Annotated in this window: 26 protein-coding genes and 2 tRNA genes; 6 read left to right on the top strand and 22 right to left on the bottom strand. The window is 38.9% G+C overall.

Annotated features, from left to right (window positions below; all coding sequences use genetic code 11):
• The 7 genes from ABIB30_RS26195 to ABIB30_RS26165 form a co-directional block, all read right to left on the bottom strand.
• On the bottom strand, nt 1–381 hold the full coding sequence (locus ABIB30_RS26195; protein ID WP_068405022.1) for a hypothetical protein: 381 nt from the start codon (nt 379–381) through the stop codon (nt 1–3).
• Nucleotide 382: 1 nt separating this feature from the next.
• Nucleotides 383–1,615: an ABC transporter permease gene (locus tag ABIB30_RS26190; protein ID WP_354305983.1), complete on the bottom strand. Its 1,233-nt coding sequence runs from the start codon at nt 1,613–1,615 to the stop codon at nt 383–385.
• 31 nt (nt 1,616–1,646) lie between these two features.
• The gene (locus ABIB30_RS26185; RefSeq protein ID WP_354305982.1) at nt 1,647–2,285 is read right to left on the bottom strand and encodes an MBL fold metallo-hydrolase; all 639 of its coding nucleotides are present in this window, start codon (nt 2,283–2,285) and stop codon (nt 1,647–1,649) included.
• 11 nt (nt 2,286–2,296) lie between these two features.
• Nucleotides 2,297–2,884 (bottom strand): gliding motility lipoprotein GldD, encoded by a 588-nt coding sequence (gene gldD, locus ABIB30_RS26180; RefSeq protein ID WP_354305981.1) that lies wholly within the window; start codon nt 2,882–2,884, stop codon nt 2,297–2,299.
• Nucleotides 2,885–2,896: 12 nt separating this feature from the next.
• Nucleotides 2,897–3,640 (bottom strand): shikimate dehydrogenase family protein, encoded by a 744-nt coding sequence (locus ABIB30_RS26175; RefSeq protein ID WP_354305980.1) that lies wholly within the window; start codon nt 3,638–3,640, stop codon nt 2,897–2,899.
• A gap of 30 nt (nt 3,641–3,670) precedes the next feature.
• Nucleotides 3,671–4,438 (bottom strand): phosphosulfolactate synthase, encoded by a 768-nt coding sequence (locus ABIB30_RS26170; RefSeq protein WP_183868418.1) that lies wholly within the window; start codon nt 4,436–4,438, stop codon nt 3,671–3,673.
• Between the two features lie 158 nt (nt 4,439–4,596).
• Nucleotides 4,597–6,000, bottom strand: a complete 1,404-nt coding sequence (locus ABIB30_RS26165) for a tetratricopeptide repeat protein (RefSeq protein WP_354305979.1) — start codon at nt 5,998–6,000, stop codon at nt 4,597–4,599.
• Between the two features lie 424 nt (nt 6,001–6,424).
• On the opposite strand from ABIB30_RS26165, the gene amaB reads away from it, so the two are divergent.
• Nucleotides 6,425–7,963, top strand: coding sequence for an L-piperidine-6-carboxylate dehydrogenase (gene amaB / locus ABIB30_RS26160; RefSeq protein WP_354305978.1), 1,539 nt, complete (start codon nt 6,425–6,427; stop codon nt 7,961–7,963).
• A gap of 176 nt (nt 7,964–8,139) precedes the next feature.
• Here amaB and ABIB30_RS26155 read toward each other — a convergent pair whose 3' ends face one another.
• Nucleotides 8,140–8,763, bottom strand: a complete 624-nt coding sequence (locus ABIB30_RS26155; protein WP_354305977.1) for a GIN domain-containing protein — start codon at nt 8,761–8,763, stop codon at nt 8,140–8,142.
• 321 nt (nt 8,764–9,084) lie between these two features.
• Here ABIB30_RS26155 and ABIB30_RS26150 point away from each other — a divergent pair, with 321 nt between their 5' ends.
• The gene (locus ABIB30_RS26150) at nt 9,085–11,979 is read left to right on the top strand and encodes a DEAD/DEAH box helicase (RefSeq protein WP_354305976.1); all 2,895 of its coding nucleotides are present in this window, start codon (nt 9,085–9,087) and stop codon (nt 11,977–11,979) included.
• A 50-nt stretch (nt 11,980–12,029) separates the two neighbouring features.
• On the opposite strand, the gene aat is transcribed toward ABIB30_RS26150, so the two are convergent.
• Nucleotides 12,030–12,668 carry a leucyl/phenylalanyl-tRNA--protein transferase gene (gene aat / locus ABIB30_RS26145; RefSeq protein WP_354305975.1) on the bottom strand — a complete coding sequence of 213 codons (639 nt, stop codon included), beginning with the start codon at nt 12,666–12,668 and terminating at the stop codon, nt 12,030–12,032.
• Between the two features lie 71 nt (nt 12,669–12,739).
• Here aat and ABIB30_RS26140 point away from each other — a divergent pair, with 71 nt between their 5' ends.
• The gene (locus ABIB30_RS26140; protein ID WP_354305974.1) at nt 12,740–14,167 is read left to right on the top strand and encodes a DUF1800 domain-containing protein; all 1,428 of its coding nucleotides are present in this window, start codon (nt 12,740–12,742) and stop codon (nt 14,165–14,167) included.
• A 10-nt stretch (nt 14,168–14,177) separates the two neighbouring features.
• Nucleotides 14,178–15,377 carry a DUF1501 domain-containing protein gene (locus tag ABIB30_RS26135; protein WP_354305973.1) on the top strand — a complete coding sequence of 400 codons (1,200 nt, stop codon included), beginning with the start codon at nt 14,178–14,180 and terminating at the stop codon, nt 15,375–15,377.
• Here the strand turns inward: ABIB30_RS26135 and ABIB30_RS26130 are convergent.
• Entirely contained in the window at nt 15,374–16,351 is a 978-nt protein-coding gene (locus ABIB30_RS26130) for an App1 family protein phosphatidate phosphatase (protein ID WP_354305972.1), read from the bottom strand. The two genes, ABIB30_RS26135 and ABIB30_RS26130, sit on opposite strands and share 4 nt — an antisense overlap.
• A 69-nt stretch (nt 16,352–16,420) precedes the next feature.
• Between ABIB30_RS26130 and ABIB30_RS26125 the strand changes: the two genes are divergently transcribed.
• Complete coding sequence (locus ABIB30_RS26125) at nt 16,421–17,290, top strand: diacylglycerol/lipid kinase family protein (RefSeq protein WP_354305971.1); 870 nt, start codon at nt 16,421–16,423, stop codon at nt 17,288–17,290.
• A 31-nt stretch (nt 17,291–17,321) separates the two neighbouring features.
• On the opposite strand, the gene ABIB30_RS26120 is transcribed toward ABIB30_RS26125, so the two are convergent.
• From ABIB30_RS26120 to ABIB30_RS26065, 12 genes are all read right to left on the bottom strand, one after another.
• Nucleotides 17,322–17,714 (bottom strand): hypothetical protein, encoded by a 393-nt coding sequence (locus ABIB30_RS26120; protein ID WP_354305970.1) that lies wholly within the window; start codon nt 17,712–17,714, stop codon nt 17,322–17,324.
• On the bottom strand, nt 17,715–18,365 hold the full coding sequence (locus ABIB30_RS26115; RefSeq protein WP_354305969.1) for an energy transducer TonB family protein: 651 nt from the start codon (nt 18,363–18,365) through the stop codon (nt 17,715–17,717). It lies immediately after the preceding gene.
• 16 nt (nt 18,366–18,381) lie between these two features.
• Nucleotides 18,382–19,089, bottom strand: coding sequence for a peptidoglycan DD-metalloendopeptidase family protein (locus ABIB30_RS26110; protein ID WP_354305968.1), 708 nt, complete (start codon nt 19,087–19,089; stop codon nt 18,382–18,384).
• Nucleotides 19,090–19,095: 6 nt separating this feature from the next.
• Nucleotides 19,096–19,491: a 30S ribosome-binding factor RbfA gene (rbfA, locus tag ABIB30_RS26105; protein ID WP_354305967.1), complete on the bottom strand. Its 396-nt coding sequence runs from the start codon at nt 19,489–19,491 to the stop codon at nt 19,096–19,098.
• A 19-nt stretch (nt 19,492–19,510) separates the two neighbouring features.
• Nucleotides 19,511–20,704, bottom strand: a complete 1,194-nt coding sequence (hflX, locus tag ABIB30_RS26100; RefSeq protein WP_354305966.1) for a GTPase HflX — start codon at nt 20,702–20,704, stop codon at nt 19,511–19,513.
• Between the two features lie 22 nt (nt 20,705–20,726).
• A complete protein-coding gene (gene trpC / locus ABIB30_RS26095) occupies nt 20,727–21,518 on the bottom strand; it encodes an indole-3-glycerol phosphate synthase TrpC (RefSeq protein ID WP_354305965.1) in 792 nt (263 codons plus the stop codon).
• A gap of 10 nt (nt 21,519–21,528) precedes the next feature.
• Nucleotides 21,529–22,101: an anthranilate synthase component II gene (locus tag ABIB30_RS26090; RefSeq protein ID WP_354305964.1), complete on the bottom strand. Its 573-nt coding sequence runs from the start codon at nt 22,099–22,101 to the stop codon at nt 21,529–21,531.
• A gap of 9 nt (nt 22,102–22,110) precedes the next feature.
• Complete coding sequence (locus ABIB30_RS26085) at nt 22,111–23,523, bottom strand: anthranilate synthase component I family protein (protein WP_354305963.1); 1,413 nt, start codon at nt 23,521–23,523, stop codon at nt 22,111–22,113.
• A 216-nt stretch (nt 23,524–23,739) separates the two neighbouring features.
• Nucleotides 23,740–24,204, bottom strand: coding sequence for a cytochrome B (locus ABIB30_RS26080; protein ID WP_354305962.1), 465 nt, complete (start codon nt 24,202–24,204; stop codon nt 23,740–23,742).
• Between the two features lie 59 nt (nt 24,205–24,263).
• Nucleotides 24,264–25,250, bottom strand: a complete 987-nt coding sequence (locus tag ABIB30_RS26075; protein ID WP_354305961.1) for a phosphatidylinositol-specific phospholipase C — start codon at nt 25,248–25,250, stop codon at nt 24,264–24,266.
• A gap of 175 nt (nt 25,251–25,425) precedes the next feature.
• Nucleotides 25,426–25,571, bottom strand: a tRNA-Asp gene (locus ABIB30_RS26070).
• A 23-nt stretch (nt 25,572–25,594) separates the two neighbouring features.
• Nucleotides 25,595–25,705: transfer RNA gene (locus tag ABIB30_RS26065), tRNA-Asp, on the bottom strand.
• Between the two features lie 154 nt (nt 25,706–25,859).
• Here ABIB30_RS26065 and ABIB30_RS26060 point away from each other — a divergent pair.
• Nucleotides 25,860–26,336 carry an Lrp/AsnC ligand binding domain-containing protein gene (locus tag ABIB30_RS26060; protein WP_068404967.1) on the top strand — a complete coding sequence of 159 codons (477 nt, stop codon included), beginning with the start codon at nt 25,860–25,862 and terminating at the stop codon, nt 26,334–26,336.
• Nucleotides 26,337–26,692 lie beyond the last annotated feature (356 nt).

The raw sequence follows: 26,692 nt of genomic DNA, 5'->3' as shown, positions 1-26,692 counted from the left end.
CTATTGATTGCAGGGGCCATCAGGAATTTCGCGTGTAATTTTAATCAGTTTAGTCACCACTAAAGTAGAGTCAAAATCTGCTGAGACCACCAGGCTGTCCGATTTAATAGCATGACATTCTGCCTCAATATAAACAGGTTCGTATGGTTTCTCAAAATTGAATTTACTATAACCCAGCTCTAACGTTTTAGAACTATCAGCAACCCAGTATTCCCTGCCCTCTTCACAGTCTGTAAAAGACTTGATTTCCGGGCCATAGCTATACAATCCCTTGATTATTCTGGTTTTACTTTTTTGAGTCTCTGTGCCGGTATGGTTGCAAGCTGTAAAAGCAATAGAAAGGACGAATAATAATAAAAATGTATGTTTTAAGGAATTCATGTTAGAGATCTTGATTTAAGTGATTAATATTCTTCACGCTCAAATTAGATGACAAAGCTGATGCCATAAACGAGAAAATGCTCACTGTGATGAATACTAATAAAAAATCTTTCCATTTAAGGCCAATTGGATAGGCGTTACTCATCAGCAGGTTCTCCTGTGACATTTTGACCAATCCGAATTTCTGCTGTAATAAACAAAAAACCAGCCCGACAAAAAGACCAAAAACACAGCCTGCTAAAGTGATCATCATTCCTTCGAAAAGAAATATCTTTCTAATAAGGCCTTTTCCAGCTCCCAAACTGCTCAATATCGCAATATCCTTCAGTTTATCAATAACCAGCATGGTTAGTGAGCCTATAATATTAAAAATGGCAATGATCAGAATAAATGTTAAAATGATATATACAGCCCACTTTTCAGTACTTAAAATATTATATAATGCTTTGTTCTGCTCCACTCTATCTTTAACAACGTAGTTCTTGCCCAGCTGTTGTGCAATCTTCGCTTTAAAAACATCCGGGTCTACTCCTTTTTGTAAATTAAGCTCTATCGAAGAGACTTTAATTTCCTCGTTTAATAATTTTCTGGCGAAACTTAGCGGTACAATCGCAATGTTGTCAAAATCCTGTTGTACTTCAAAAATGCCTGATACAGGAATATACAGATCCATAAAATCATCAGCCGGATTCACAGAACTTGTTTTCAGCCCCTTTTTGGGAGAAAAGACCTGCAATTGTGTAAACGGGTCATTGGTATTCACCATTAAATAGTTTTGCAGCGCAGAACCAATCACTGCATTAGGGCCTGCCTCAGTCTGCAGTATAAATTTCCCTTGTACAGTAATACTGTCCAGACTTTTATTCTTAAGATAAGACGTACTCACGCCTTTAACCGTTCCTACCGATTGTTTATCACGGTATCTCAGCAAGGCATTTTCAGAGAGTACTTCGGTAAAGGAATAAACTTCTTTTGCAGATTTAAGCTCTGTAAAGAAAACACTGTGCGGATTGAAGGTTTTTCCCTCTGCGGGTGCAATGACCAGTTGCGGGGTAATGGTATTGAACATCTTCAGCACAACATCTTCAAATCCATTGAATACTGATAAAACAATAATCAACGCCGCACTGCCTACAAAAACACCCAGTACTGATATAGTAGAGATGATATTTATAGCATTGGTAGACTTTTTAGCAAAGAGATACCTGCGGGCAATATAAAGGGCTGTGTTCAAATGATGGTGGTTTGGTCAAATATACAGGTACTTATTTTAAAAATGGATTGTTTAGTTTTTCAAAGCCGATTGTAGTCGGATGGCCGTGACCTGGAAATACTTCTACGTTGTCTGGCAAGATAAATAGCTTCTCTCTGATATTATCTATTAATTGCTGATGATTACCGCCTGGCAGATCTGTACGGCCAATTGAGGTATAGAATAAAACATCACCGCCAACAATAAATCCATCCTCTTTTGCATAAAAACACAAATGTGCCGGAGAATGACCAGGCGCAAAAATCAACTCTAATTCACTATTTCCAAAAGTCACTGTTCCTGTTTCTTCTAAAAAGACCTCTGGTTCTGGTGAGAGCTCATAGTTTAAGCCCATTTGTGGAGCATATCCTGGAACTGCCTGAAGAATATACAACTCTCCTTTATGAAATTGCGGTTTTAAACTCCAGGTATCGAAAACAAATTTATTGCCAAAAACATGGTCTATATGGCAGTGAGTATTTAACAGCAGCACTGGTTTCAGCTTGGTTTCCTTAATCCAGCCGGCCAGTATATTCTGCTCCCTGCCATCGTGCATCCCCGGGTCAATAATTACGCATTCCCCTGTTTCATCATATAAAACATAGGTATTTTCCTGGTATGGGTTGAATGTAAATTGCTTAAGAGTAATCATCAGAGTTTAAATTAGTTTTTCCATCTGAAAGTATCAATCATACGGTCGATATCTTTCTTTATAAAAGTCACAACGGGTGCAACAGAGTCATATTGCGGGCGCTCATTAAAATATAAAGCCCCCCTGAAATAATGTTTAGCGCTATCTGTCAGAAAAAACTGCACAGAAGATGCGGTGTTTCCATCAATTGCATAATATATACCGTAAACTTTCCGGTCTGGAAAGTTAATCAGCTTCTGATCGATGGCATTGGCCTTAACGGTATGTTTAAAAGCTAATGTACGGGCATCTTCTACCAAACCTTCATATTCCTTTTTCGAAGAAACATTGTAGTAGGTAAGGTGAATACGGGCATTAAATTGCGTAAAATGAAGGTTACTCCAGCAATTACCTGCTCCACGTTCCTGGTCAGCTTCTATTTTTGTATATTTTGGATAGTCAAAAGTGAATGGACAGCCATCATCGTAGGTCAGGTATTCTTTCTTAGGGAATTTAATCTGAAAATAGCCTCTCGGCTTAGGGGTATAAGTTTCATTACTGGTACAGGCCGCACTCAGGCATAAAAGAAAAAAGACGCTATACAGTAAATATGATTTCATGTTCGTTTTGGCCTAAGGGTTCCAGATAAACCAGGACCGTTCTGCCTGAAGCTGCAACATTTCAAATCCGTTTTTAATCGCTGCTCCTTTTGCTTTGGCACGTTTCAGAAACTCAGTCTCTTCAGGATTATAAACCAGATCGTAAGCCAGATGCTGATCGGTAATCCACTCATAAGGAATAGCCGGAGCCGCTTCAATATTCGGGAAAGTACCCAACGGCGTGGTATTGATAATAACCTGGTACTGCTGAAAGATTTCTGCTGTGAGCTCGCTGTACAGGATCGCATCCGGAGCTGCCGAACGGACTACAGAAAGATAAGTAAGCTGCAATTGATCCAATACATATTTCACTGCTTTGGCTGCTCCGCCATCGCCAAGAATCAGCGCATGAGTATGGTGTTTTTTCAAATACGGTCTAAGAGATTCCTGAAAGCCATATGCATCTGTATTATATCCTTTAAGCCAGGTTTTCCCGTCTTGATGCTGGATAGAAATACAGTTTACGGCACCTATGGTCTCTGCTGCAGGATCCAGCTCATTCAAGTAGGCCATTACACCCACTTTATGGGGTATAGTGACATTCAATCCTGAAAGAGAATCATCTGCTGCAATCAAAGAGACTACAGCAGTTATATTTTCTATAGGAAACAGTTCATATTGATGACCGGCAATTCCTTCTTCCTGAAATTTCTCTGTGAAGAACTTTTTTGAAAATGAATGCGCGAGCGGATAACCAATTAGTCCGAATGTTCTCATATATGCAACAGCAGCAAACCGGATAACCGGCTATTTTGCTAAATTAAGGAAGTAATCAAATGTATCTCCTCTTAATCCCAGACGAATAGTTTCCAATGGAATAACTTCTGCAGGAGCAATATTACCTAAGTTCACATTGGTACCAATCAACTTGATAAACCAAACCTGCTGTTCTTTTTGAGGAGCTTCCCAGATAATAGTTTCAGCTGGTATTTGTGTCAGTATTTCATCTACCAATCCTTCACGCACTTCACCCGATCCTCTGTAAATACCTACATTCCCACCTTCTCTGGCTTCTGCAATAACTTTCCAAGAACCTGCTTCAATTTCAGCATTCATCAATTTGATCCATTTATAAGGCGCAAATATTTTTGTAGCATCCTTAGAGCCAACTTCTGAAATTACAGTAACATGTTTCGCTAATTTATGAATATATTCACACTTAAGATCATGTTCAATTTCAATAGAACCGTCAGAAACTTCTGCGTATTCCATACCAAATTGTTCCAGTACACGGATATAATCTTCAAATTGATTGCGGATAATGAATGCTTCGAACAAAGTACCGCCAAAATAAGTCGGGATACCTGCACTGCGATATATATCTAGTTTTTCTTTTAATCTTGGGGTAACAAAAGAGGTAGCCCAACCTAATTTAACGATGTCGGAATGGACACCTGCGACATCAATAAAGTCTTCTGTCTGTCTCAAACTGAGGCCCTTGTCCATCACCATAGTTATGCCGCTCTGGCGTGGTTTTACTGGACGTTCGGGAATATTATTTAATGGGTAATTCATATCTGCTGTAAAGGTGAAAAAAATAAGGCTTATTTCATCACTATAAATTTGTTTTTCACTCAAAAAAGCTTATGCCAGATATTGACATAAGCTTTTTTGATGTTATTAATTGCATAACGTTAAATTGCATTCTGTATTATCAGGTAACGATAATGTGGCTATTTAATATATCTGTTGATGACTTCAATAATTGCATTGTTATCCTGTAACTGCGGCAGGTATTCAAACAAGATATAATGTTTGTCAGGATCAGTCACTAAAGCTGTCTCCAGATAAACCAATGCCTCTTTATGTTGTCCAAGGGCAAATAAATAGGCAACCTGTCTGTAATAAAGCTCTGCAGCATCCGGGTTATTTTTGATTCCGTCAGAAATAGTTTCTGAGGCTTCTAACAGTCTCCCCTGTTCATAAAGAACGGTGGAAAAGTCCAGCCATGCCTCTATGTCAAGTGGATTATATTCCAATACTTTATAATAGGCTTCAACAGATTGTTCGATTTGTCCGAGTTTATAATAAGCATCAGCCATCGCAAACCAGAAGTCAGGGTTTTCATCGTCCAGCTCTATCGCTTTCTTATAAAAGTGCAGAGATTCAAAATAGCGTTCCTCAAAATTCAGCGTCACCCCTATTCCAAACCAGGCATCAGCCAGCTTATTATCCATCTTCACGGATTTTTTATAGTAGGCGCGTGCTTCATCCATACGTTCCAGCTTTTCATAGCATTCCCCTATCGCACAATAGGTATCTGCATTTGGCTGCTCATATTCCCAGGTTTGCTTATAGACTTCTATAGCCTCGGCATAACGGTCAAGTTGAACCAGTGCATTTCCTTTGTTATAATAAGCTGAAGCAAAATTATCTTTAATCAGAATTGCATAATCATACGCATCGATCGCCTTTTCAAACAAATCAAGTTTATGATAAGAGTTAGCCAGGTTATACCATGCGGCATAGGAATAAGGATCGTTGTCGATATATTCCATATAAAACTGGATACTTTCTTCTTGTTTGTCTAAAATATCGTAACAGAAGGCCAGTTCATATAAACCGTCTTTGTTCTCCATATTTTGTTCCAGACTCAGTTTAATATACTTGATTGCACTTTCGTAATCCAGCATATTCTGATAGACGTAAGCGATTTGAAGCAGAATTTCATCTGTAGTTTCCGCGAATGTCAATGCAATCTGAAAGTTATCCAATGCTTCGGTATAACGCTCCAGGCTATTGTATATATTTCCGCGAAGTACGTAGATTTCTGATTCTGATGCTTCGAGCATTTCTGCTTTTTGCAAAGAGAAAAATGCTTTGTCTATCTGATCAGTAACGAAAAGAAGCTGCGCTTGTTTAATTAAAAAAACTGCAGCGTATGGATGCTGGTTTAGGGCATACTCTATCACCTGAAGTGCCTTTACGGGGTCACTCTTTTCTATATAGTAGTCAATGATGTTCTCAAAAGCCTGGGCATCAAAAAAATACTGATCCTGGTTCCTTATCATCTCTTCGTAACGCTCTACCGAACGCTGCGCATCATCACTAAAATCAAAGTAAAATTCCTCTTCCATTGTATTGAATAATTAAAGAACAGCTCCCTTTTTTCCTAAAATACAGTATAAGTTTACAGTATTATATAGCATGCAACCGAAATAATTATCAACATCCAAACAACTGACATCGTAATTCGTTGATAGTATTAAATTTAGCAGTAAATAAGCCGTCTGGCTTGGGTCAGCATTATTCATACGATTTACAGTGTTAGCTGTAATGAAGCTTGCTTAAGCATGTCCATGTTATGAGTTAAAACTCATGCAGGTTTAATATTGCTATCTGGGGTTTTTCCTGAATTGATACAAAGTAACGCAACTTAATTTTAATCTGCGTAAAATTCAAGTCAAGAAATCAACAGGTCTCTTTTTTGAGACTCTGGGGAAGTTTCCGAACCATTCAGGATTTTTTTTGTTGATTTGTATAAATCAATACCAATAAACTATGCAAACCAATATCAATTCAGTTTTAAAAAACCTAGGTATACTGGACTCAAATCCAGCTTACAGTACCGGAAGTGTATGGGGCGGGAAAGCAAGCAGTGGAACTATCGACAGTTATTCGCCGGTAGACGGCAAAAAGATTGCGACAGTACAGCTTGCTGATCAGCAAGATTATGAAACGGTATTAACGCAGGCACAGACGGCTTCCATTTACTGGCGCAGTTTGCCGGCACCTAAACGTGGTGATATTGTACGCCAGCTTGGTGATGCCTTACGTGCACACAAGGAAGATTTGGGTACGCTGGTCTCTTATGAGATGGGAAAAAGTTTACAGGAAGGATTTGGAGAAGTACAGGAAATGATTGATATCTGTGATTTCGCAGTCGGCCTTTCCCGTCAATTGTATGGTTTAACAATGCACTCTGAACGGCCAAATCACCGCATGTATGAACAGTGGCATCCGCTTGGGATTGTAGGAATAATTTCTGCTTTTAATTTCCCTGTAGCTGTTTGGAGCTGGAATACTGCATTGGCTTTAGTTTGTGGTAATGTTTGTGTTTGGAAACCTTCTTCTAAAACACCATTATGTGCAGTTGCTTGTCAGCATATTTTAGCAAAAGTACTACAGGACAATGAGATGCCTGAAGGAATCAGTTCTCTTTTGATTGGCAATGCGGTTGGAGACCTGATCAATAATGATAAAAGAATTCCATTAGTTTCCTTTACAGGCTCTACCCGTATTGGAAGAAAAGTTTCTGCAGCCGTAGCGACAAGATTTGGAAAAAGCATTTTAGAATTGGGTGGTAACAATGCGATTATCATTTCTAAAGACGCAGACCTGGATATGTCTATCATCGGGGCAGTATTTGGTGCTGTGGGTACTGCTGGTCAGCGTTGCACATCAACCAGGCGGTTGATTATCCATGAAGCTATTTATGATGCTTTCAAAGACAAATTAGTTAAAGCTTATGGTCAGCTCAGAATCGGAGATCCTTTAGACCAGCATAACCATGTTGGCCCGCTGATTGACAAAGATGCGGTTGATCAATATAATAAAGCTATTGAAAAAGGAAAAACTGAAGGTGCTCATTTTGTAGTAGAGGGCGGTACACTAACAGGCGAAGCTTACCATTCTGGTTGTTATGTTAAACCGTGTGTGGCCGAAGTGGAGAATCATTACGAGATTGTACAGGAAGAAACTTTTGCACCAATTTTATATTTGATTAAATATAAAACGCTGGAGGAAGCAATTTCACTCCAAAATGGAGTTCCGCAAGGATTATCTTCTGCGATCATGACTTTAAACCTGAGAGAGGCCGAACTTTTCCTTTCTTGTTCTGGATCTGATTGTGGTATTGCCAATGTTAATATTGGTACTTCAGGAGCTGAGATTGGTGGTGCTTTTGGTGGAGAGAAAGAAACTGGCGGCGGCAGAGAAAGCGGATCTGATGCATGGAAAGGATATATGCGCAGACAAACGAATACCATAAACTATGCGGATACCTTACCGCTTGCACAGGGTATCAAGTTTGATTTATAAATAAATAACAGGCAGGTCTTTTATAGCAGAAGGCCTGCCTTAAAATCAGGGTTCTTTTCATTTCTCTTTAAATCAAAGACAATTCTATAAACTAAAAAGCATAAGACATTTCTTTGCTGTAAGCTCATTTACAGTAAAAACATCTTATGCTTGATCAGGCCTGATAATCGGCGGGACTATTTTTTCGCGTTTATTCTTTTAGCTTGAACAGTAGTATCATTCATAGCCAGTCTTGATCCTGCTGGTAAGTTCTCAGTTTTAGCAGCCAATAGTCTTTCTACTTTTAAATCTCCGGCACTTGCATTTTTTATAGTGTGGCTCTCTGTAGCTCCTAATAGTTCCAGGTTTGCTTCACCAGCCAGGTCAGTGTATAAGCTTTCAGTTTTAGCTTTGATATGTGCTTTAGCATGATCTCTCATCACTACTTGCAGATAAGGCAGGTTAATTGTCCCAACAGTACTTACATCTGCATGATCTGCAACAGCGATCCTGTAAAGATCTTTCACATATACAGTCACTACTACCGGCGTTTCTTCCGATGAGTTGATACTTAATGTATTTCCAACTTGTTTAACCGACACTTTATCCTGGTTATCATCTCCGATAGAAATCCAGTCACGGTTACTCTGCACAATGAACACTTTAGTAGTTCCGCTGACAACTACTTTTTTAATATCCTGATTTTCGGATACCTTCTCTGCTGCTGTTACTTTTTCTGCAGCAAAAGCTGTAACTACTGTGGTAGATAAAACGATGGCAGTCATTGCCGATGCTACTAATGTTTTGAATGAAGTTTTCATATCTTTATATTTAATGGTTTCTAATGGTCTGTTTCTAAACAGTTTGTAATTAAGACGCAAACTCCCACGATACGTTGCAAAGTTTTTTGTCTTTTATACCATAACCGGATCAAACCCGACAAACGCCTTTAAATTTCCGACCAACTCAACGTGCTCATCAACTGCCATTAACCAAAATTATGTCCACCGACCCCGCCTGTATTAAGTTTTTTTTGAATAATCCTCTGAAAAATCAATTTTCTATTTGACCACGATTCAAAATTGATGTATGTTTAAAGCTTTACTAGCTTAAAGACTCCTCTTTTTTTAATCATTTACCTCATGTTACGCGTCGATAGTTCTAAACCCTGCAAAATCGTATATTCACTGTGCAAGCATGAGTATTTAGGCTATTTAATTGAACCACATATCGTTCAGCTTAATCCACAGGGAGATTTTTCTTTAACCTATCAGCGTCTGTTCAGCCATACCGCTCAGGAATTCGCTAAACATCTTACAGAATCTGATCTCAAAATCATTAAAATGCTCGATGAAACAGAGCAGGATCACGTCATTAAGAAGTATCATAAAAAAGCGATCAGACCTTTTGAGTTTTTCAGCAAGTTTTACGATGATAAATTCTATGAAAATGCGAGGCCTAAAATCGAGAAGAAATTAGCTGAAGTACTGGAAATCCTTAAAGTTAAAGATGAGTTATACCTCATGGATAAAGATGGATGGCCGGCAGAGCGTAAAATTGAGCTGGCTACTGAGCCTGCTACGATTTTATTCCACTTTAGAAGAAGTGAGGTAGAAACCCGCTACTTCCCTACTATTAAATACCAGTCTCTGCGAATAGATTTCATGTTTAAAGAAGCGCAGATTGTAAGTAATCAACCAGCATGGCTACTTTTAAACGATGTACTTTATTTCTTTGAACAGGATATCGAAGGTAAAAAGCTATTCCCTTTTCTGAATAAGCGTTACATCACGATCCCAACTGCCAAAGAAGAAACTTATTTTGAAAAATTCGTAGCCCCATTAATAGAGAAATATCACGTTTATGCAGAAGGGTTTGATATCCAGACAGAGAAGCATGAGCCAACTGCAATTCTAAAAGTAATTTATATTGAGGGTGGTATTTCTCAGCTCCAGCTCTATTTCAAATATGGTGAACATGTTTTTGCATTGGGGAATGAAAAGAAAGTAACCGTCCATGTTGAAAAACAGGAGAACAACTATGTGTTTACCCGTGTCAAAAGAGATACAATATGGGAAAAGCATAAATATACTGAGCTAACGAAACTGGGGCTTAAAAAAACAAGCGCACTCTTTTATAACCTGGAACTTGTAGCAACTGATACTGAAGATAAAGCTTACGGTATCCTGAACTGGGTTAACGAACATATTGAACAGTTAGCAGCTAAAGGCTATAGTATTGAGCAGTCAACTGGTCAGAAAAAATTCTTGTTTGCATCGAGTAAAATCGACTTTGAAATCAAAGAAGATAACGATTGGTTTGACATCAACGCAATTGTATATTTCGGCGTGCATCCTGTTCCTTTTATTTCCCTTAAACAGCATATCTTACATAAAAAGAGAGAATTCCCACTTCCTGATGGCACCATAGCCATTATACCGGAAAAATGGTTCTCTCAATACGGAAGTTTATTCAGCCTCTCTGACGGAGGAAAAATGCTGAAGCTTAAAAAACACCATATTGGTTTGATCAATGATCTGGCTGGTGATGGAATTGCCAATGTAACCTTACAGCGCAAACTTCAAAAACTGAATGATTTTGAGAACATCGAAGACATCCAGATGCCTGTTCATTTTAAAGGTGAACTAAGAAGTTATCAGAAAGCTGGTTATAACTGGTTCAGTTTTTTAAGAACCTATAACTTTGGTGGCTGCTTAGCAGATGATATGGGTCTGGGTAAAACCATTCAGACATTAGCGATGCTACAAAAACTGAAAGAAGAAGACGAGCTGAACCATACACACAGTACTTCTTTGATCATTATGCCAACCTCGTTAATTTATAACTGGCTGGCTGAAGCAAAGAAATTCACACCAAAACTGAAAATCCTTCCACATACCGGCAGTACGCGGAATAAGGATGTCAGTCATTTTATAAAATACGATATCGTAATTACTACTTACGGAATCACCAGAGTTGATGTCAACGAGATACAGGATTTTTATTTCAATTATATTATTCTTGATGAGAGTCAGAATATCAAGAACCCCTCTTCTAAGTCATTCAAATCTGTCAGACAGTTAAAGTCAAGACACCGGTTAATTCTGAGCGGTACGCCTGTAGAAAATTCGGTAGGCGATCTTTGGACACAGCTTACTTTTCTTAATCCTGGATTATTGGGCACGCAGGCATTTTTCAACGAGGAATATGTACAGGCTATTGAAAAGAGAAAAGATGAAGATAAAGCGAAGAAATTACAGGCAATCATCAAACCTTTTGTCTTAAGACGTACCAAAGAACAGGTTGCAGAAGAGTTACCAGCAAAAACTGAACAGATCATTTATTGTGATATGAGCGAAGATCAGGCTTCTTATTACGAAAAAACAAAGTCTGCTTACCGGAATGATTTGCTGAGTAGTATGGATGATGGTACTTATGCTAAAAAACAAGTACAGCTCTTGCAAGGCTTAACCGCTTTACGCCAGCTGGCCAATCATCCAAGCATGATTGACGATGAATATTTATCGGACTCTGGTAAATTTGAGAACGTAATTCATACGCTCGACAATGTACTTAAAGGCGGTCATAAAGTATTGATATTCTCACAGTTTGTAAAGCACCTCACTATTTTCAAGCATCATTTCGAGAAAGAGCTAATTCCATTTGCCTACCTGGACGGTTCTACAAAAAACCGTGGAGAGATTGTTTCTGAATTTCAGGAGAACAAAGATCTTAAGGTCTTCTTGATTTCAATCAAGGCTGGTGGAGTTGGTCTAAACCTTACTCAGGCAGATTATGTCTTTATTTTAGATCCCTGGTGGAACCCAGCTGTTGAACAACAGGCTATTGACAGGTCTCACCGTATCGGACAAGAAAAGAAGGTCTTTATCTACAAATTTATTGCGAAGGACACTGTCGAGGAAAAAATCCTGGCCCTGCAAAACCGCAAGAAGCGTCTGGCAAGTTCATTGATTACAACAGAGGAAAGTTTCTTCAAATCTTTGAGCAAAGAGGATATCAGAGAGATCTTAAAATAGGTTTACAGGTCATAAAGCTTGGTGTCTGACTTAAAGCTCGGTGTGTAAGACTAAAGATCTGCCTGCAAAATTTCGGTATAAGCTTCCCTGGAAATCATTTCAGCACCTAAACTCATTAAATGATCATTAGGAACCTGGCAATCTATCAGTCTGTAGTTGCCTTGCTGACAGAGCCAGATCAGAGCTGTTTTAGAAGCATTACTTCTTAAGCTGAACATACTTTCTCCAACAAATACGCCGTTGATTTTCAAGCCATATAGACCTCCAGCCAACTCCCCTTCATACCAGACTTCGACACTATGGGCCCAACCGTGCTGATGCAGGCCTATATAAGCCTGCTGCATCGCGTTGGTAATCCATGTACCATACTTTTCTTTTCTGGGTGTTTGCGCACAGCAAAGAATCACATCCTCAAAAACCTGATCCATAGTCACGGTAAAAAAACCATCTGCAATTACCTTTCGCATACTTTTACTTACCTTAACTTGCTCAGGAAAGATCACACAGCGTTCAGGTGGAGCAAACCAGCAAATCGGATCTCCTTCGCTAAACCACGGAAAGATTCCGTTCTGGTAAGCGAGTACCAGCCTGTCTTTACTTAAATCTCCCCCAATAGCCAGCAATCCATCTTCCTCTGCTAATGAGGGATTAGGAAAAATCAATTCTTCTTCAGGTAACTGAAATATCATGGAGACAAAAATATAAAATTTTAAACCTAAACGTTTTATAACTGTCATAACCCTTGAAAATAGCCTGCACCATGGATAGAAAAGACAATTTCTCTAACATCAAGCACCTTTACAACAGAGCTGGTTTCGGGATAGCCTACCCCGATTTGCTGCAGTTGAGCAAAAGAAAAATAACTAAGGCTGTCAATGGTCTATTCATCAGCCCGGCACCAGGACCTGACCTGACTACAATTACCTCCGATGAGTTTAAACAACAACAACTTATACTTGCCGGTTTAAATGGCAAAAAAGAACTGACACCAGAAGAAAAACAACAGCGGGAAGACATTACCAAGGGAAGGAATGAAAAAAGCCGCGATCTTAACCTGAACTGGGTACAAAGGATGATCTCCACAGAAAACCCATTACTAGAGAAGATGACCTTATTTTGGCATGGCCATTTTGCTTGCCGGGCCAATAATCCGTTTTACGCTCAACAACTCAATAATATTCAAAGAAAAAATGCTTTGGGCAGTTTTAAGACGCTGCTGATGGAGGTGTCCAAGTCTCCTGCCATGCTCGATTACCTGAATAATCAGCAGAATAAAAAGGGCCATCCCAACGAGAATTTTTCCAGAGAATTGATGGAGTTATTCACTTTAGGCAGGGGTAATTATACAGAAACCGATATCAAGGAAGCTGCCCGCTCTTTTACTGGATGGGCATACAATAAGAATGGAGAATTCGAATTCAATCCCAGGACACACGATCCATTGGAAAAAACATTTTTTGGAAAGACGGGAAATTTTGATGGAGAAGCAATCATTGATCAAATACTCGCCAAGCCCGAAAGTTCGGTTTTCATTTGCCGTAAGCTTTATACTTTCTTTGTCAACGACACTCCCAATGAAACACATGTAAAAGAACTGGCTGCACATTTCTATACCCAGCAATATGATATCAGCGCATTGATGCAACGTTTATTCAACGCGGAGTGGTTCTATAGTAAGGAAAACATGGGCAACAAAATAAAATCGCCAGTAGAGTTTCTTGTCAATTTGAGCAGAGAGTTTTATGTGACTTATAATAAGCCACAGATTTTAATTCAGCTGCAGAGCAGTCTTGGCCAGTATTTATTTAATCCTCCCAATGTAGCAGGATGGCCGGGAGGTAAAAACTGGATAGACAGTTCTTCTTTAATGCTTCGGCTAAAGATACCTTCCCTGGTTTTAAATGATGGAATCCTTGATTTTGATGGAAAGACAGATCCTGAAGAAGAAGCCGTAATTGCGCTGAATAAAAGACAAAAGCCAAGACCTGTTAAGTCTTATGTCAATGCACAAGCAGACTGGCCAAAATTTCTATCCTGTTTTCCCAGGGATATGAAACAAACAGAAATGGCCGCATTCTTATTGGAACCTGCTGTTGGAAAAAAAATCAGCGATCTGGTGGCAGGGAATGTTAACCTAAAAAACACGGTTATTGCCGTAACCAGTATGCCAGAGTATCAATTATGCTAACCTGAAGAACATGGAAAGAAGAGATTTTTTAAAAAAGGCGACCTTTGCAGCAGCAGGGACATTAGTTGTTCCCGCTTTCATCAAGCCGTTTGAGGCTTTAGCATTGGATGAACTGAGTTTATATAAAAACCTGGTCGTAGTACAACTATCCGGTGGTAATGATGGCCTGAATACGGTAGTACCTTTTGGAAATGATATTTATTATCAAATGAGAAACGGGATCGCAATTAAGCCAGAAGACGTTATCAAATTAAATGATATGCAAGGATTAAATCCAAACCTGAGCTGTTTGAAAGAACTTTATGATCAGGGTTGGATGTCTATCATCAACGATGTTGGCTATCCTAATCCTGACCGGTCACACTTCCGTTCTATGGATATCTGGCAAACTGCAAGTGATGCAAATCAATACCTTTCTACGGGCTGGATAGGCCGCTACCTGGACTCCAATTGTCAAACCTGTAAATTCCCCTACACAGCAATCGAAGTTGATGACAGCCTCTCTTTAGCGATGAAAGGATTAAGTAAAAAAGGAATTGCATTGAAAGACCCGGCCGCTTTGTTCCGCAATACAAATGAACCTTTTTTCAGAGAAATGATTCAGAGTGATAAAGAACACCTGGATGAAGAAAATTTAGGTTATCTCTATAAAACGATGATCGAGACGTCTTCTTCTGCCAATTATATCCAGAATACCTCCAAAATTTATAAGCCGAATTATACCTATCCAAATTCAGCTTTTGCCAATCAGTTGAAAACTGTTTCCAAATTCATCTGCTCTGGTTTAAAAACCAGGGTTTATTATGTCTCATTAAGCGGATTTGATACACATGTTAATCAACTTAATCAACAAGGCCGGTTATTGCAACAATATGCAGAAGGAATGAATGCATTTGTTAAAAATCTTCATCAAAATAATAAGCTGGAAGATACGCTGGTGATTACTTTCTCAGAGTTTGGCAGACGGGTGGCTCAAAATGCGAGCAACGGAACTGATCATGGTACGGCTAATAATATGTTTTTATTTGGCGGCAGATTGAAAAAACAAGGCATTTATAACGCCGCACCTGATTTAGCAAATCTGGACAATGGAGATTTAAAATACCAGGTAGATTTCAGAGAGGTATATGGCACTATTCTGGACAAATGGCTGGATGTCAACAATTCACAAGTACTGAATAAGCGGTTTAACACGCTGGGATTTATTTAAACTTTGATCAGTCCGATTTGAGCGGCATGTAACATTGCCTCTTTACTTTCTGTAAAGAGGCAGGTATGAATATTTTGTTCCTCCACCTTTTTAAGCAGCTCAAGGGTAACAGCTTGTTTCTCTTTCCTGATGTTCCTGATATAGATAGCTTCTATATTGTTTGGGTACTTTATTGCAATTGACGAATAAATGTCCGGATCTTGTTGTGAATTATCTCCAAAGAGTATAAACTTCTGATTAGGAAAGGCATCTATAATCCGCATTACACGAATTAATTTACCTTCATGCCCTGTTTTTCCAGTTTTAAACAGGTCTTTCCATCGTTTAATCTGGTTGAGTAAGAAAGTCCCCTCCGGCAAATTATTAAACCTGAAAGTACTGACTAAATAATCATACAGATTCCATTCACTACTGGAAACGTAAAAAAAAGGATTAGGATGTTCGGCATCAGTATGGGATAAAGCCAATAAATTATATTGAGAACTAACACCAGTAAAAGTTTTCCGGGTATGTGGATTCTTAATAAAAAGCTCTCTCAATCTTCTGCCTATAGTAGCAGAATGTGAAATCATAATTGTATCGTCAATATCAGATATAAACCCATACTGGGTAACATGAGGAACATAAACATCACCGGTACTCTCTGCTAAAACTTCCCCGTTATCGGCTAGCGCCTCTACTTTTACCTGGTGCCAGCCTGCACTCACATTTTCTTCAGCACTCCATTCAAACTTAAAAAAACCGTCATATTCTGTAGTTTGGGTAACGGTTTGTGTATAAAAGCTAAGCCTGACTTTAACCCATGGATAAGGTTTTAAAATGAACATTCTAAGCAGATAGATAATGTTTACAAAGAAGTTATTGCTGTAGTTCTGGGTATTTTTCGCTTTAAATTTAAAGACATGGCCGTACACCACAAGGTTGTGCGTGTGGCCGTAACCATGATATACTTTTACAGTGATAGAATTATTCATTATAAATCAAACAGAGCAGACGCAGAGTTGTTTGTGCTATTGAACATTACGATACGTTAATTTACCGCCATGAAATTATTATTTATTGTCAACCCAGGCTCGGGAAGTGATCATACAGATTTCAAAACGGTGATCACAGACTTTTTTAAAGCGCTGGAGCATAAGTTTGAAATCTATGAACTCACTAAAGACTGTAGCACCGAACAAATTAAGGCAGCTATTGACCAGGCAAAAGCAACACGCGTGATTGCGGTGGGCGGAGATGGAACTTTGAAATTAGTCTGCGATTTGTTGAAAGGAACGAAAACACCAATCGGGATTATTCCTGCGGGATCGGCAAATGGCATGGCAAAAGAACTCGGTGTGCCATTAGCTATTAATGAAGCGCTTGATTTAGCCATCAATGGGGAAACTAAAGAAATTCATGCAGTGGTAGTGAATGGAGAGTTATGTATTCATTTATCTGACATCGGATTCAATGCTTATATCGTTAAAAAATTCGATGACCTGCCACAAAGAGGAATGTGGGGATACACTAAAGCTTTATGGAAAGCATTGTGGAGCCATCATAAGATGGAAGTCGAATTCCAGATCGGGGAAGAAACAATCCGTTCAGAAGCAGCGATGGTGGTTATTGCGAATGCGACCATGTATGGTACTGGTGTCAAAATCAATCCGGAAGGAAAGCTGGACGATGATGTTTTTGAGGTTATCCTGGTCAAAAAATACTCTTTAATGGAAATCATTAAGATACGGTTCACTGATTTACCTTTTAATCCTGAAAAAATTGAATCCTTTCAGACTAAAAGTTTGCGTATTCAAACTAAATACAGGGCCCATTTTCAAGTAGACGGAGAATATATAGGCAAAGTCAATACGGTAGAAGCTAAACTATTGCCTGCGGCTATAACAGTGATTTTTAATCCAGTGCTAAGCTAAATAGTATAGTTATCTTGCCTGAACACCTTGTTTATCTGAAATATTTACGGTGTGCCTGAAGGATATAGTATCCTCTGAAAAATTCAGCAATGATACATATCCTGAATAAAATACCAAACCATTGGTCTCCCTGGTGAAGTAATTCAGGTATAAAAGTAATAAACCCGATAGAAAATACCCATAACGCTAACCTGAAAGGTAATTGAATATAATAAGTTATAATGCCGTATTTCCTGAACTTAAACAGCCCAGCAGCAGAAAAAAATAATGAGCAGAAGATCAGGAGGGTAAAGACAACCCTTCCTATAGCAAATCTTTCCAGCGGGATTTCTTGATATTTAACCAGAACAGTCCAGATTTGAGGACTTAAAGAAACGATGCTGATCAGATCCAGCAACGCGAATACTTTGAATAAAAGACGCATTTACTTACAATATTTTTCCAGTAGTTCATCAGCCAGAGCTGAACCCATATATTTAACAAAAAGAAAGTCCTCACAGGCTCCTTGTTTATCATTTTGTTTTAATCGTTTTTGCCCCTCTCCGATTTTTTTCTTCAGGTAAGTATCATCATAACCCAGTTCTTCCTTCAGCGCGATTATTCTGCCTTCTTCAGCCTCATTAAACTTCCCCTGCCCTTTATTCCTGTAAAAGTTAGTAATCACTTCTGTCAGGCCCTCATTTGCCCTATAAGCTGCTATTGCTTTATTTTTTTCCGCAATGGCAATTGTGGCACAATCTCCGCCAGAAATAGTAAAGTTAACCGGGGCAATAATTACATAAGCGGTATCATAGCCTTCAGGCACCTGCCATTTCCCACTACTCAGCCTGATTAAACGTAAAGCCTCCTGATCAAGATCAATCCCCATTCCACTGCTCACCTTCGAGGTATAAACTTCTCCTGCCAGGTTAACCTTAAAACTAACATTAATCTTTCCTTCCAGACAATGTTCTAAGGAGAATCCGGGATAAATGATATTGGTTTGGATAAAAGCATCGAGACCACCTTTAAGCACGGGTTGCGCCTGAGCACAAAAACCAACGAAAAACAGGAATACAGCAAGAATCTTCTTCATTCCCTAATTTACGAAATTATTCGGCAGGAATCTTAAAGGTGTGCTTAAGAATCAGTCCCGGATCGGGGCAATTGGCCAGGTAAACAGCTTTGTTAGAGAACTGACAAACACCGGGATAATCTCCATTTTTTCCCTGCATATCAAACATCAGCTGAAAATGAAGATGCGGAGGCCAGTTTCCGTTCTCTGCAGGAATCCCAAAAGAAGCGAATAAAGTTCCTCCGGCAATAAACTGTCCTACTTCAAGTCCTTCTAATGATTGCAGGCTTAAATGTCCGTAAAGTGCATATAAAGTAAGTTCGCCGAGTTGATATTCTAAAATGATCGTTGCGCCATAATCACCGAAATGATCATTGTTTTTGAAACTATGCACCTGCGCATCAAAAAAATTATAGACTGAAGTCCCTGCAGGGCCCCAGATATCTACCCCAAGATGTAATCTCCGAGGTTCTTCTACTGTATCGAAATGGATACTTCTTGAATAAATAGTCCGATGCTCATCGTATCCCCCAATACCATAGCGGGAATGGGTATCTCCGAGCTTTTTTGTAACCCACGAAGAGAAAACTGACGTATCGGCGAGAATGCTATCCGTGAGCTCCAGGTTAGCCGCTGTAAAATCGAAAGGATATAACCGATCAGCAGAAGGATCGAAATTTACCACACTGCTGATCTGATTTTCAGGGTTTGATAACCACCCTTCAAGTTTTTCCAGAGAATCCATCAGAATTTAATCTTCTGTTGTTTCTTCTTCTTCTTCCTTACCTTGTTCTTTGCGCTCTTTTGAAATCTTATCAAAGATCTTATCCATATGCTCTACATAGGTATTGGTATCATCTAAAAAGAATGTCAAACTTGGAACAACTCTCACCTGGTGACGAATACGCGCACCCAGTTTATATCTGATTTCTCCGGCATGTGAATTTACAGTTGCAATGGATAGTCCTGTATTATTTGTGCTTAAAAAGCTCAGGTAAACCTTGGCTACCGCTAAATCCGGAGACACGCGGACTTTTGTAATCGTAACTAATGTATTGGGTAAGTACTCTGCCCCTTCTCTTTGAAATAATGTCGCTAATTCTTCTTGCAGTACACCAGCAAATTTCTGTTGACGTTTACTTTCCATGATTTTTGTAATCTTTTATTTAGTATAATAATTTGTCATAAGGATACCTAACCGTATGAAGGGCAACAACCTTATCGTATAAAAGTTGTTTAAATTCTTCCAGGTTCTCCTTATGCAGTGCTGAGATAAATAACGACGGCGTGTTGTGCTGTGCCATCCAGCTTCTTTTAAAGTCTTCCAGTGTTAAAGTCACCTTCTCCTCTTCGTTCATTTCATCAGCTTCAGGATTCACGTAAGCATCAATTTTATTGAAAACTACAATCGTTTCTTTATCCCTTGCGCCCAAATCTTTCAATGTTTCATTGACCACCCTGATCTGATCCTCAAAACTCGTATGAGACACATCCACCACATGGATTAATATATCAGCTTCTCTGACTTCATCCAATGTCGATTTGAAACATTCCACCAGGTGATGCGGAAGTTTGCGGATAAATCCAACCGTATCTGACAATAAGAATGGCAAATTTTCAATCACAACTTTCCTTACCGTAGTATCTAAAGTTGCAAATAACTTGTTTTCTGCAAAAACCTCTGATTTTGAAATCATGTTCATGATCGTAGACTTACCAACGTTGGTATAGCCCACTAAAGCCACTCTGATTAATTCAGTACGGTTTTTCCGCTGTGTTTCATTCTGCTTATCGATCAGCTTCAATCTTCCTTTCAACAGGGAGATTTTCTCCAGGATCATCCTTCTGTCACTCTCAATCTGAGTTTCACCCGGTCCACGCATACCAATACCACCCTTCTGGCGCTCCAAGTGAGTCCATAAACGTGTTAAACGTGGTAATAAATATTGCAGCTGAGCTAATTCAACCTGAGTTTTAGCCTGTGAAGTCTGCGCTCTTCCGGCAAAAATATCAAGGATAAGATTACTCCTGTCCAGGACTTTAACTTCCAGTTCACGCTCTATATTCCGTAATTGCGAAGGAGATAGTTCATCGTCAAAAACGACCATATCAATTTCCTCCGACTTCACGTAGGCTCTTATTTCTTCTAATTTTCCCGTTCCAACAAAGGTACCTCTATCGGGCTTCAGCATTTTTTGTGTGAAGATGTTATCCACTACCCCACCTGCTGTATCTACCAAAAATGTTAGTTCGTCTAAATATTCTTTTGTTTCTTCCGGTTTTTCTCCCGGTCTGATCACACCTACCAGGACTGCCCGTTCCTGCTTAACCGCGGTATCATAAGTTTTCTCTTTTCCCATGTAAAGTACAAAGATACAAAAGTTATACCGAGATCAACTCCCCTACGAACTGATGCATGGCAGCTCCCGGGTCAGAAGTCTTCATAAAATTTTCACCAATCAGAAAACCGTTAAATCCAGCTGTTTTCAGCTGCTTAATTGTCTGCGGATCACTGATTGCACTTTCAGATATTTTCAGAAATTCTTTTGGGATCTGCTCTGCCAGATCAAACGACGTCTGAATATTGACAGAAAAATCTGCCAGATTACGATTATTCACGCCTATTGCATCAATATGAGGATTAATACTGCGCTGTAATTCTTCCAGGTTATGCACTTCAAGCAGTGTATTCAAGCCTAAACTTTTAGCCAGTCTGCTGAAAGTATCAATTTGCGCAGGCGTAAGAATTGCCGCAATCAGTAGAATAATATCGGCGCCCAAACCTTTTGCCTCCACTATCTGGTATTCATCGATCATGAAATCTTTCCTTAATAGCGGAACAGTGTTAGCCGCCCTTGCTTCCAGTAAATCATTCGGATGACCACCAAAAAAATCGATGTCCGTCAGTACAGAAATAGCCGAAGCCCCTGCTGCTGCATACCCAGTAGTCACTTCTACGACTGTAGAATGGTCGTTGATTATTCCCTTTGATGGAGAACGGCGTTTAAATTCTGCTATAATACCAGTACATTCAGGACTTAGCATAAAGTCTTTCAAAACATAAGGTGTTCTGTTAAAATAAACACCCTGTTCCAGTTCTTTGATAGAAACCAGCTTTTTAGCCTGTTCAACTTCTTCTTTTTTTCTGAGTACGATTTTATCTAAAATATTCATGGTGTCTATTTTAATTATCCAACCAATTTTTCATCATTTCTTTTCCATATTCCGTCAGCACGCTTTCAGGATGGAACTGTACACCACGCACATCATAAGTCTGATGTCTGAGTGCCATAATTTCCTCACTCACATCTGTTGCGGTAATAGTCAGCTCAGCCGGAAAACCTTCCCTGCTAACTACCCAAGAATGGTAGCGGCCAACGTTAATCACTTCAGGACAGTCATTAAATAAGAATTCTTCTTTATCAATTACGTTTATAGGGGTAGCTATGCCGTGCATAGGTCTGCCTAAGTTCAACAACTGACCACCAAATGCTTCTGCTATGGCTTGTTGTCCAAGACAAATCCCCAAAATACTTTTTTCAGCTGCATAAGTTTTGATCACCTCTAAAAGCAACCCTGCTTCTGATGGTATACCAGGACCAGGTGATAATAAAATTTTATCAAATTGAGCGACATCAGCCAGGGCAAATTTATCATTTCTCCACACTTCTGCTTCTCTACCCAATTCATTAATTAAATGCACTAAATTATAGGTAAAGGAGTCATAATTATCTATGACTAATATTTTCTTTTGCATGTCTTTAATTTAAATTTTATTAAGCCCTTTGGCCATTTCTACTGCTTTGCGCAACGCAGCGATCTTATTGTTTACCTCATTCAGCTCATTAATTGCGATAGAATCTGCCACAATACCAGCACCAGCCCTATAATGCAACTGGTTATTCTTGCTCATAAACGTACGGATCATAATGGCATGATTAAATGAACTGCCAAAATCCATATACCCAATTGCACCCGCATAAAAATTACGGGCCAACCCTTCATATTCATCGATTAGCTGCATCGCTTTATATTTTGGCGCACCACTTAAAGTACCTGCCGGATAAGTATCAGCGACCACTTTAAAAGCGGAAACATCAGGCTGTATATTTCCACTTACTTTTGAAACCAGGTGGATTAAATGAGAATAATACTGAACTTCTTTAAACGATTTAACTTCAACCCCCCTGCAATGTCTGCTCAGATCGTTTCTAGCCAAATCTACCAACATCACATGCTCCGCACTTTCTTTAGGGTCTTGTTCCAGCTTTCTTGCTAGTTCCGCATCTTCTTCATCATTACCGGTACGTTTAAAAGTTCCCGCTATTGGAAAGATATTAGCCGCTCCATTTTTAATCGTGATCTGTGCTTCCGGCGATGAGCCAAAAAGCTTAAAGCTTCCGTAATCAAAATAAAATAGATAAGGGGAAGGGTTAATAGAGCGCAAACAGCGGTAAACGTTAAACTCATCACCCGAGAATTTCTGGTTATAAGCTCTGGATGGAACGATCTGAAAGACATCCCCACGCAAGATATGTTTCTTCATTTTCTCCACGATGTCCATAAAGCCTTCATTCGTCAGGTTAGACTGCTCTTCACCTATCGTGTCAAAACTATATTCAGGGAAGTTTTTATTCTGAATCAGGTATTCGATTCTTTCTAAATCTTCGTCATCTTCATCATTGAAGTTATTCTTAAAGAGCGTAACCTCATTCTTGAAGTGATCAATAGCAATAATATAGCGATAAACATGATATTGCATCATTGGAATCTCTTCTCCTTTTGGAGATTGGGCTGTAAATTTGATGTCCTCAAAATACTGTACCGTGTTCCAGGTAAAATAACCAAACATTCCTGTAGAGATACGGCCCTGGGCTTCCACAGCTTGCGGATCAAATCTTGCTTTAAAGGCTTCGATTTCCTCAGTCAGTACAAATTCCTCTTTTACTACCTTTTCTCCGTTGGGAAAATAAGAAGACAGCTTTCCGTTTTCCAGCATAATACCTGCCACAGGATCTGCACAAACGTAACTTACTGAGTTCTCCCGGCTATGGTAATCCGAGCTTTCCAGTAGCAGGGAGTTTGGAAAAACGTCCCTCAACCGCAGATAAATACTGACAGGAGTAATGGTATCTGCTAATCTTTTTTTAAAAACGGTATTGATCTTTATCTTCTCCATCTGAAATTATTAAAACAAAAAAAACCCGACGTGTTGTACGTCGGGTTTAGTATGTGTGGTTTGGTTTAGGTTGATAAACTATAAGGTACACGAGACTACGACGAAACTCTTTTCAGAATTACCGCGCCATTGCCAAGTAGTATGTTTATTGTTAATCATTGAGTAGCAAAAATAGAAATAAATCTTACAAACCAAAATTAAATCGTAAAATAATTATCACATTCCGAAGAGATGTCTGCTTGGATCTACCTTAACCATCGCAAAAATTGCCCCTGTGATTAATAAAAGTGCCAATCCAAAATAGATAAATATAGTTTTGTGTTTAGCTAATGCAGTAGCACCTTTTTTAGAACGGGCATTACCTATTGTAATTAAGACAATTGCAAGTAACATCATGGATAAATGTTCCATTTTCCAGTAACGCTGTATAGCAACTGAACTGTCTCCTTTGTACCAATTATTCATAAAATAGATTGCTAAACCCAAAACAAGTTGAATATGCGCACTGATCAAAGCGAACACATTTAACTTACGGTTCCCTTCGGTATATGGTTTCTTACCCACATATCCCATTAATGCGTTAATAAAAGCAACCAGCAATAAGATGATTACTAAATAACGCCATCCAGAGTGCGCACTCTTCAAGATTTCATAAATACCCATAACAAGTTTTTTCTTCAAAAATAAGAAATTAATGTTTGCTTATATGAACAGCGGCCTTTTATTGGTATTTAGAATCATTATAAGGTTGAACTAAAGTTAGTCTTTACAATTCCTCTTGCTAAATCGGCTGTTACAAAATCCATAGGGATTACGCCATACCTGCCACTGATGTTGCCATTAAAATAAGCAGCAATCTTTGGGTTAACAGCGTTGTGTACCGCATTAATATCAGGAATACCAAAAATAAGTGATTTGTAACCGCTGCTATAGTTTAAGTACAACCTGTTAGAATTGTCAGCATGCGCTGCGTCCAATTGTGTTTTTACCCTGGTCCACTTGGTATCTGTGTTAGAAACTTTATACTCATCCTGTACTTTCAAGCTGGCAGCTGGATTATTAATGTCAAAAGTAGTATTATCTCCCCATTGAGTAGCATCTATTCCTTTTGCATTTCCTGAACCAAATCTTCTCAGCAGTTTAATTTTACCACGGATAGCTGAAAGTCTGGAAATCCCTGTACCCAAGTCCCATTTTGCCGCATTTTCCTGCACATAGCTATCAAAAGTCTGTTCAAAGCTACGTGTATTGTCAGAAGCTGTATGCTCTTCTTTTACGCTCATAATAATTGTTTCTGATGGATTTGCATTCAGGAAGTCAACACATGCCTTTAAAACGTCGCCATAGTTCAAATTTTGATAGATCGCACCATGATGTATAGCAAAGCTATTGTTAATGTGTCTGCATCTCACATCGAGGTAGCGTACTCCAGCATTTAACTGCTCCGCAATGCTCAGCGTCTGACATTTTGCAGTACCCGCTATAGGTTCAACCCTTGCGCCTGAATCATGTGTACCAGGAATGGAAATTTGTGCAATGTTTGTGGTATCTGGTAAAAAGCTCATCCAGTTATTTAGCGAGTAATTCGGCAAAGCGTTCTGTTTTGTCATTGCGCTTTCGTTTTTAATTGCAGGAATATCGTTTTCAATTCCTTGTTTCTTACATGAGGTAATGGTGAATACACCGATTGCCATTAAGAAAAGCTGTAGTTTTCTGTTGTTCATCATAAACTGTTTTCCGGTTAGATTGTTATGAAAATACGATTTTTCTATCGTTTTTCTATAATGCTAAACTAGCTTGGAATTGTTAATTTACTTCACACGATAGATTAAGTTTAAAAAATAAAAAGGGTAATCCGCCTCCGGATCACCCTAATTAACTAACTTATTAAAATAAAAAAACTGGCTGTTGGGGAAGGAGTCGAACCTTCAAGGGGAAGTTAGCTGCAGTTCAAAAAATTAATTTGTGGTCAACCCATAAACTGTGTTTATCCCATGATCCCCACCACCGAGACAAGAAGGTGTGTCTGCCAATTTCACCACCCAACATTAAATAAAGAACAATCATTCTTTGGCTGTAGGGGAAGGAGTCGAACCTTCAAGGAGTGGTTAGCCTTTTCAGGTTTTCCATATTCTCCACCACCGAGACAAGGAGGTGCGTCTGCCAGTTCCACCACCCTACAGAGTATAAGCAATTATTAAAATGAACGTTTTTTTCTTACTTGCTTGATACAAATGTAATGATAGACTACATACGTTGCAAATATTTTAACGATTTAATTTCATTATTACGACTATTGTAATTATATTAGATCATCATTATAATTAATTGAAATCATGCTCAAAAAAGAAAGCCAAAATTTAGAAATTGATAACCTTGATATTGACATTTTAAAGCAACTGATGCAGGATGCCACTAAACCCTACACAGAAATAGCTAAAGATTTGATCGTTTCGGGAGGAACAATTCACGTCCGGATGAAAAAACTACAGGAAATGGGGATTATAAAAGGATCCCATTTAATCATCGATCCGCAGAAAGCGGGGTATGACATCTGTGCTTTTCTTGGTATATACCTGGAAAAAGGAATTCAATATAAGGATGCTGTAGAACAACTCAGCAGAATTAAAGAAGTTGTGGAGCTTCATTATACGACCGGTGCGTATAGTATGTTCGCTAAAATCATATGCAGAGATACAAATCATTTACGCCATGTACTGAATGAAGAAATCCAAGCAGTAGAAGGTATACAGCGGACTGAGACGTTAATCTCACTGGAAGAAAGTATCAGAAGACAAATAGAGTTAGGATAGAATATTTACCTGCGCTCAGATCGAATAATGCGCATAGAGTGATACAATCAGGTGATCAATTATAGATAATGCGTTACAGGGCTTATAATGGGAGGTATCTTTCTGAGTTCTCCCTCATTGAATTCCAGGGATTAAATAGCTCCAATCACTATCAATAAGGTGTATCTTTTCCAGGAGCCGGATCAAGGTTAGGAGTTTGACTCCCCTATACTACAGATTATATATACCGGGTTATATGAAGGCCGGGTTTATTTCTGTTTGATAAAAAACCTCTTTAAACAAGAAAAGCCTGTAGTTTCCTACAGGCTTTCTTTAAGATTTGGCACCGACCTACTCTCCCACGTGTTACCGCAGTA

The sequence above is a fragment of the Pedobacter sp. UYP1 genome, from assembly GCF_040547305.1.
In the GTDB taxonomy this organism is placed as follows: domain Bacteria; phylum Bacteroidota; class Bacteroidia; order Sphingobacteriales; family Sphingobacteriaceae; genus Pedobacter.
The sequence above is the reverse complement of the archived record's forward strand: the minus strand, read 5'-3'. Positions and strand labels throughout refer to the sequence as shown.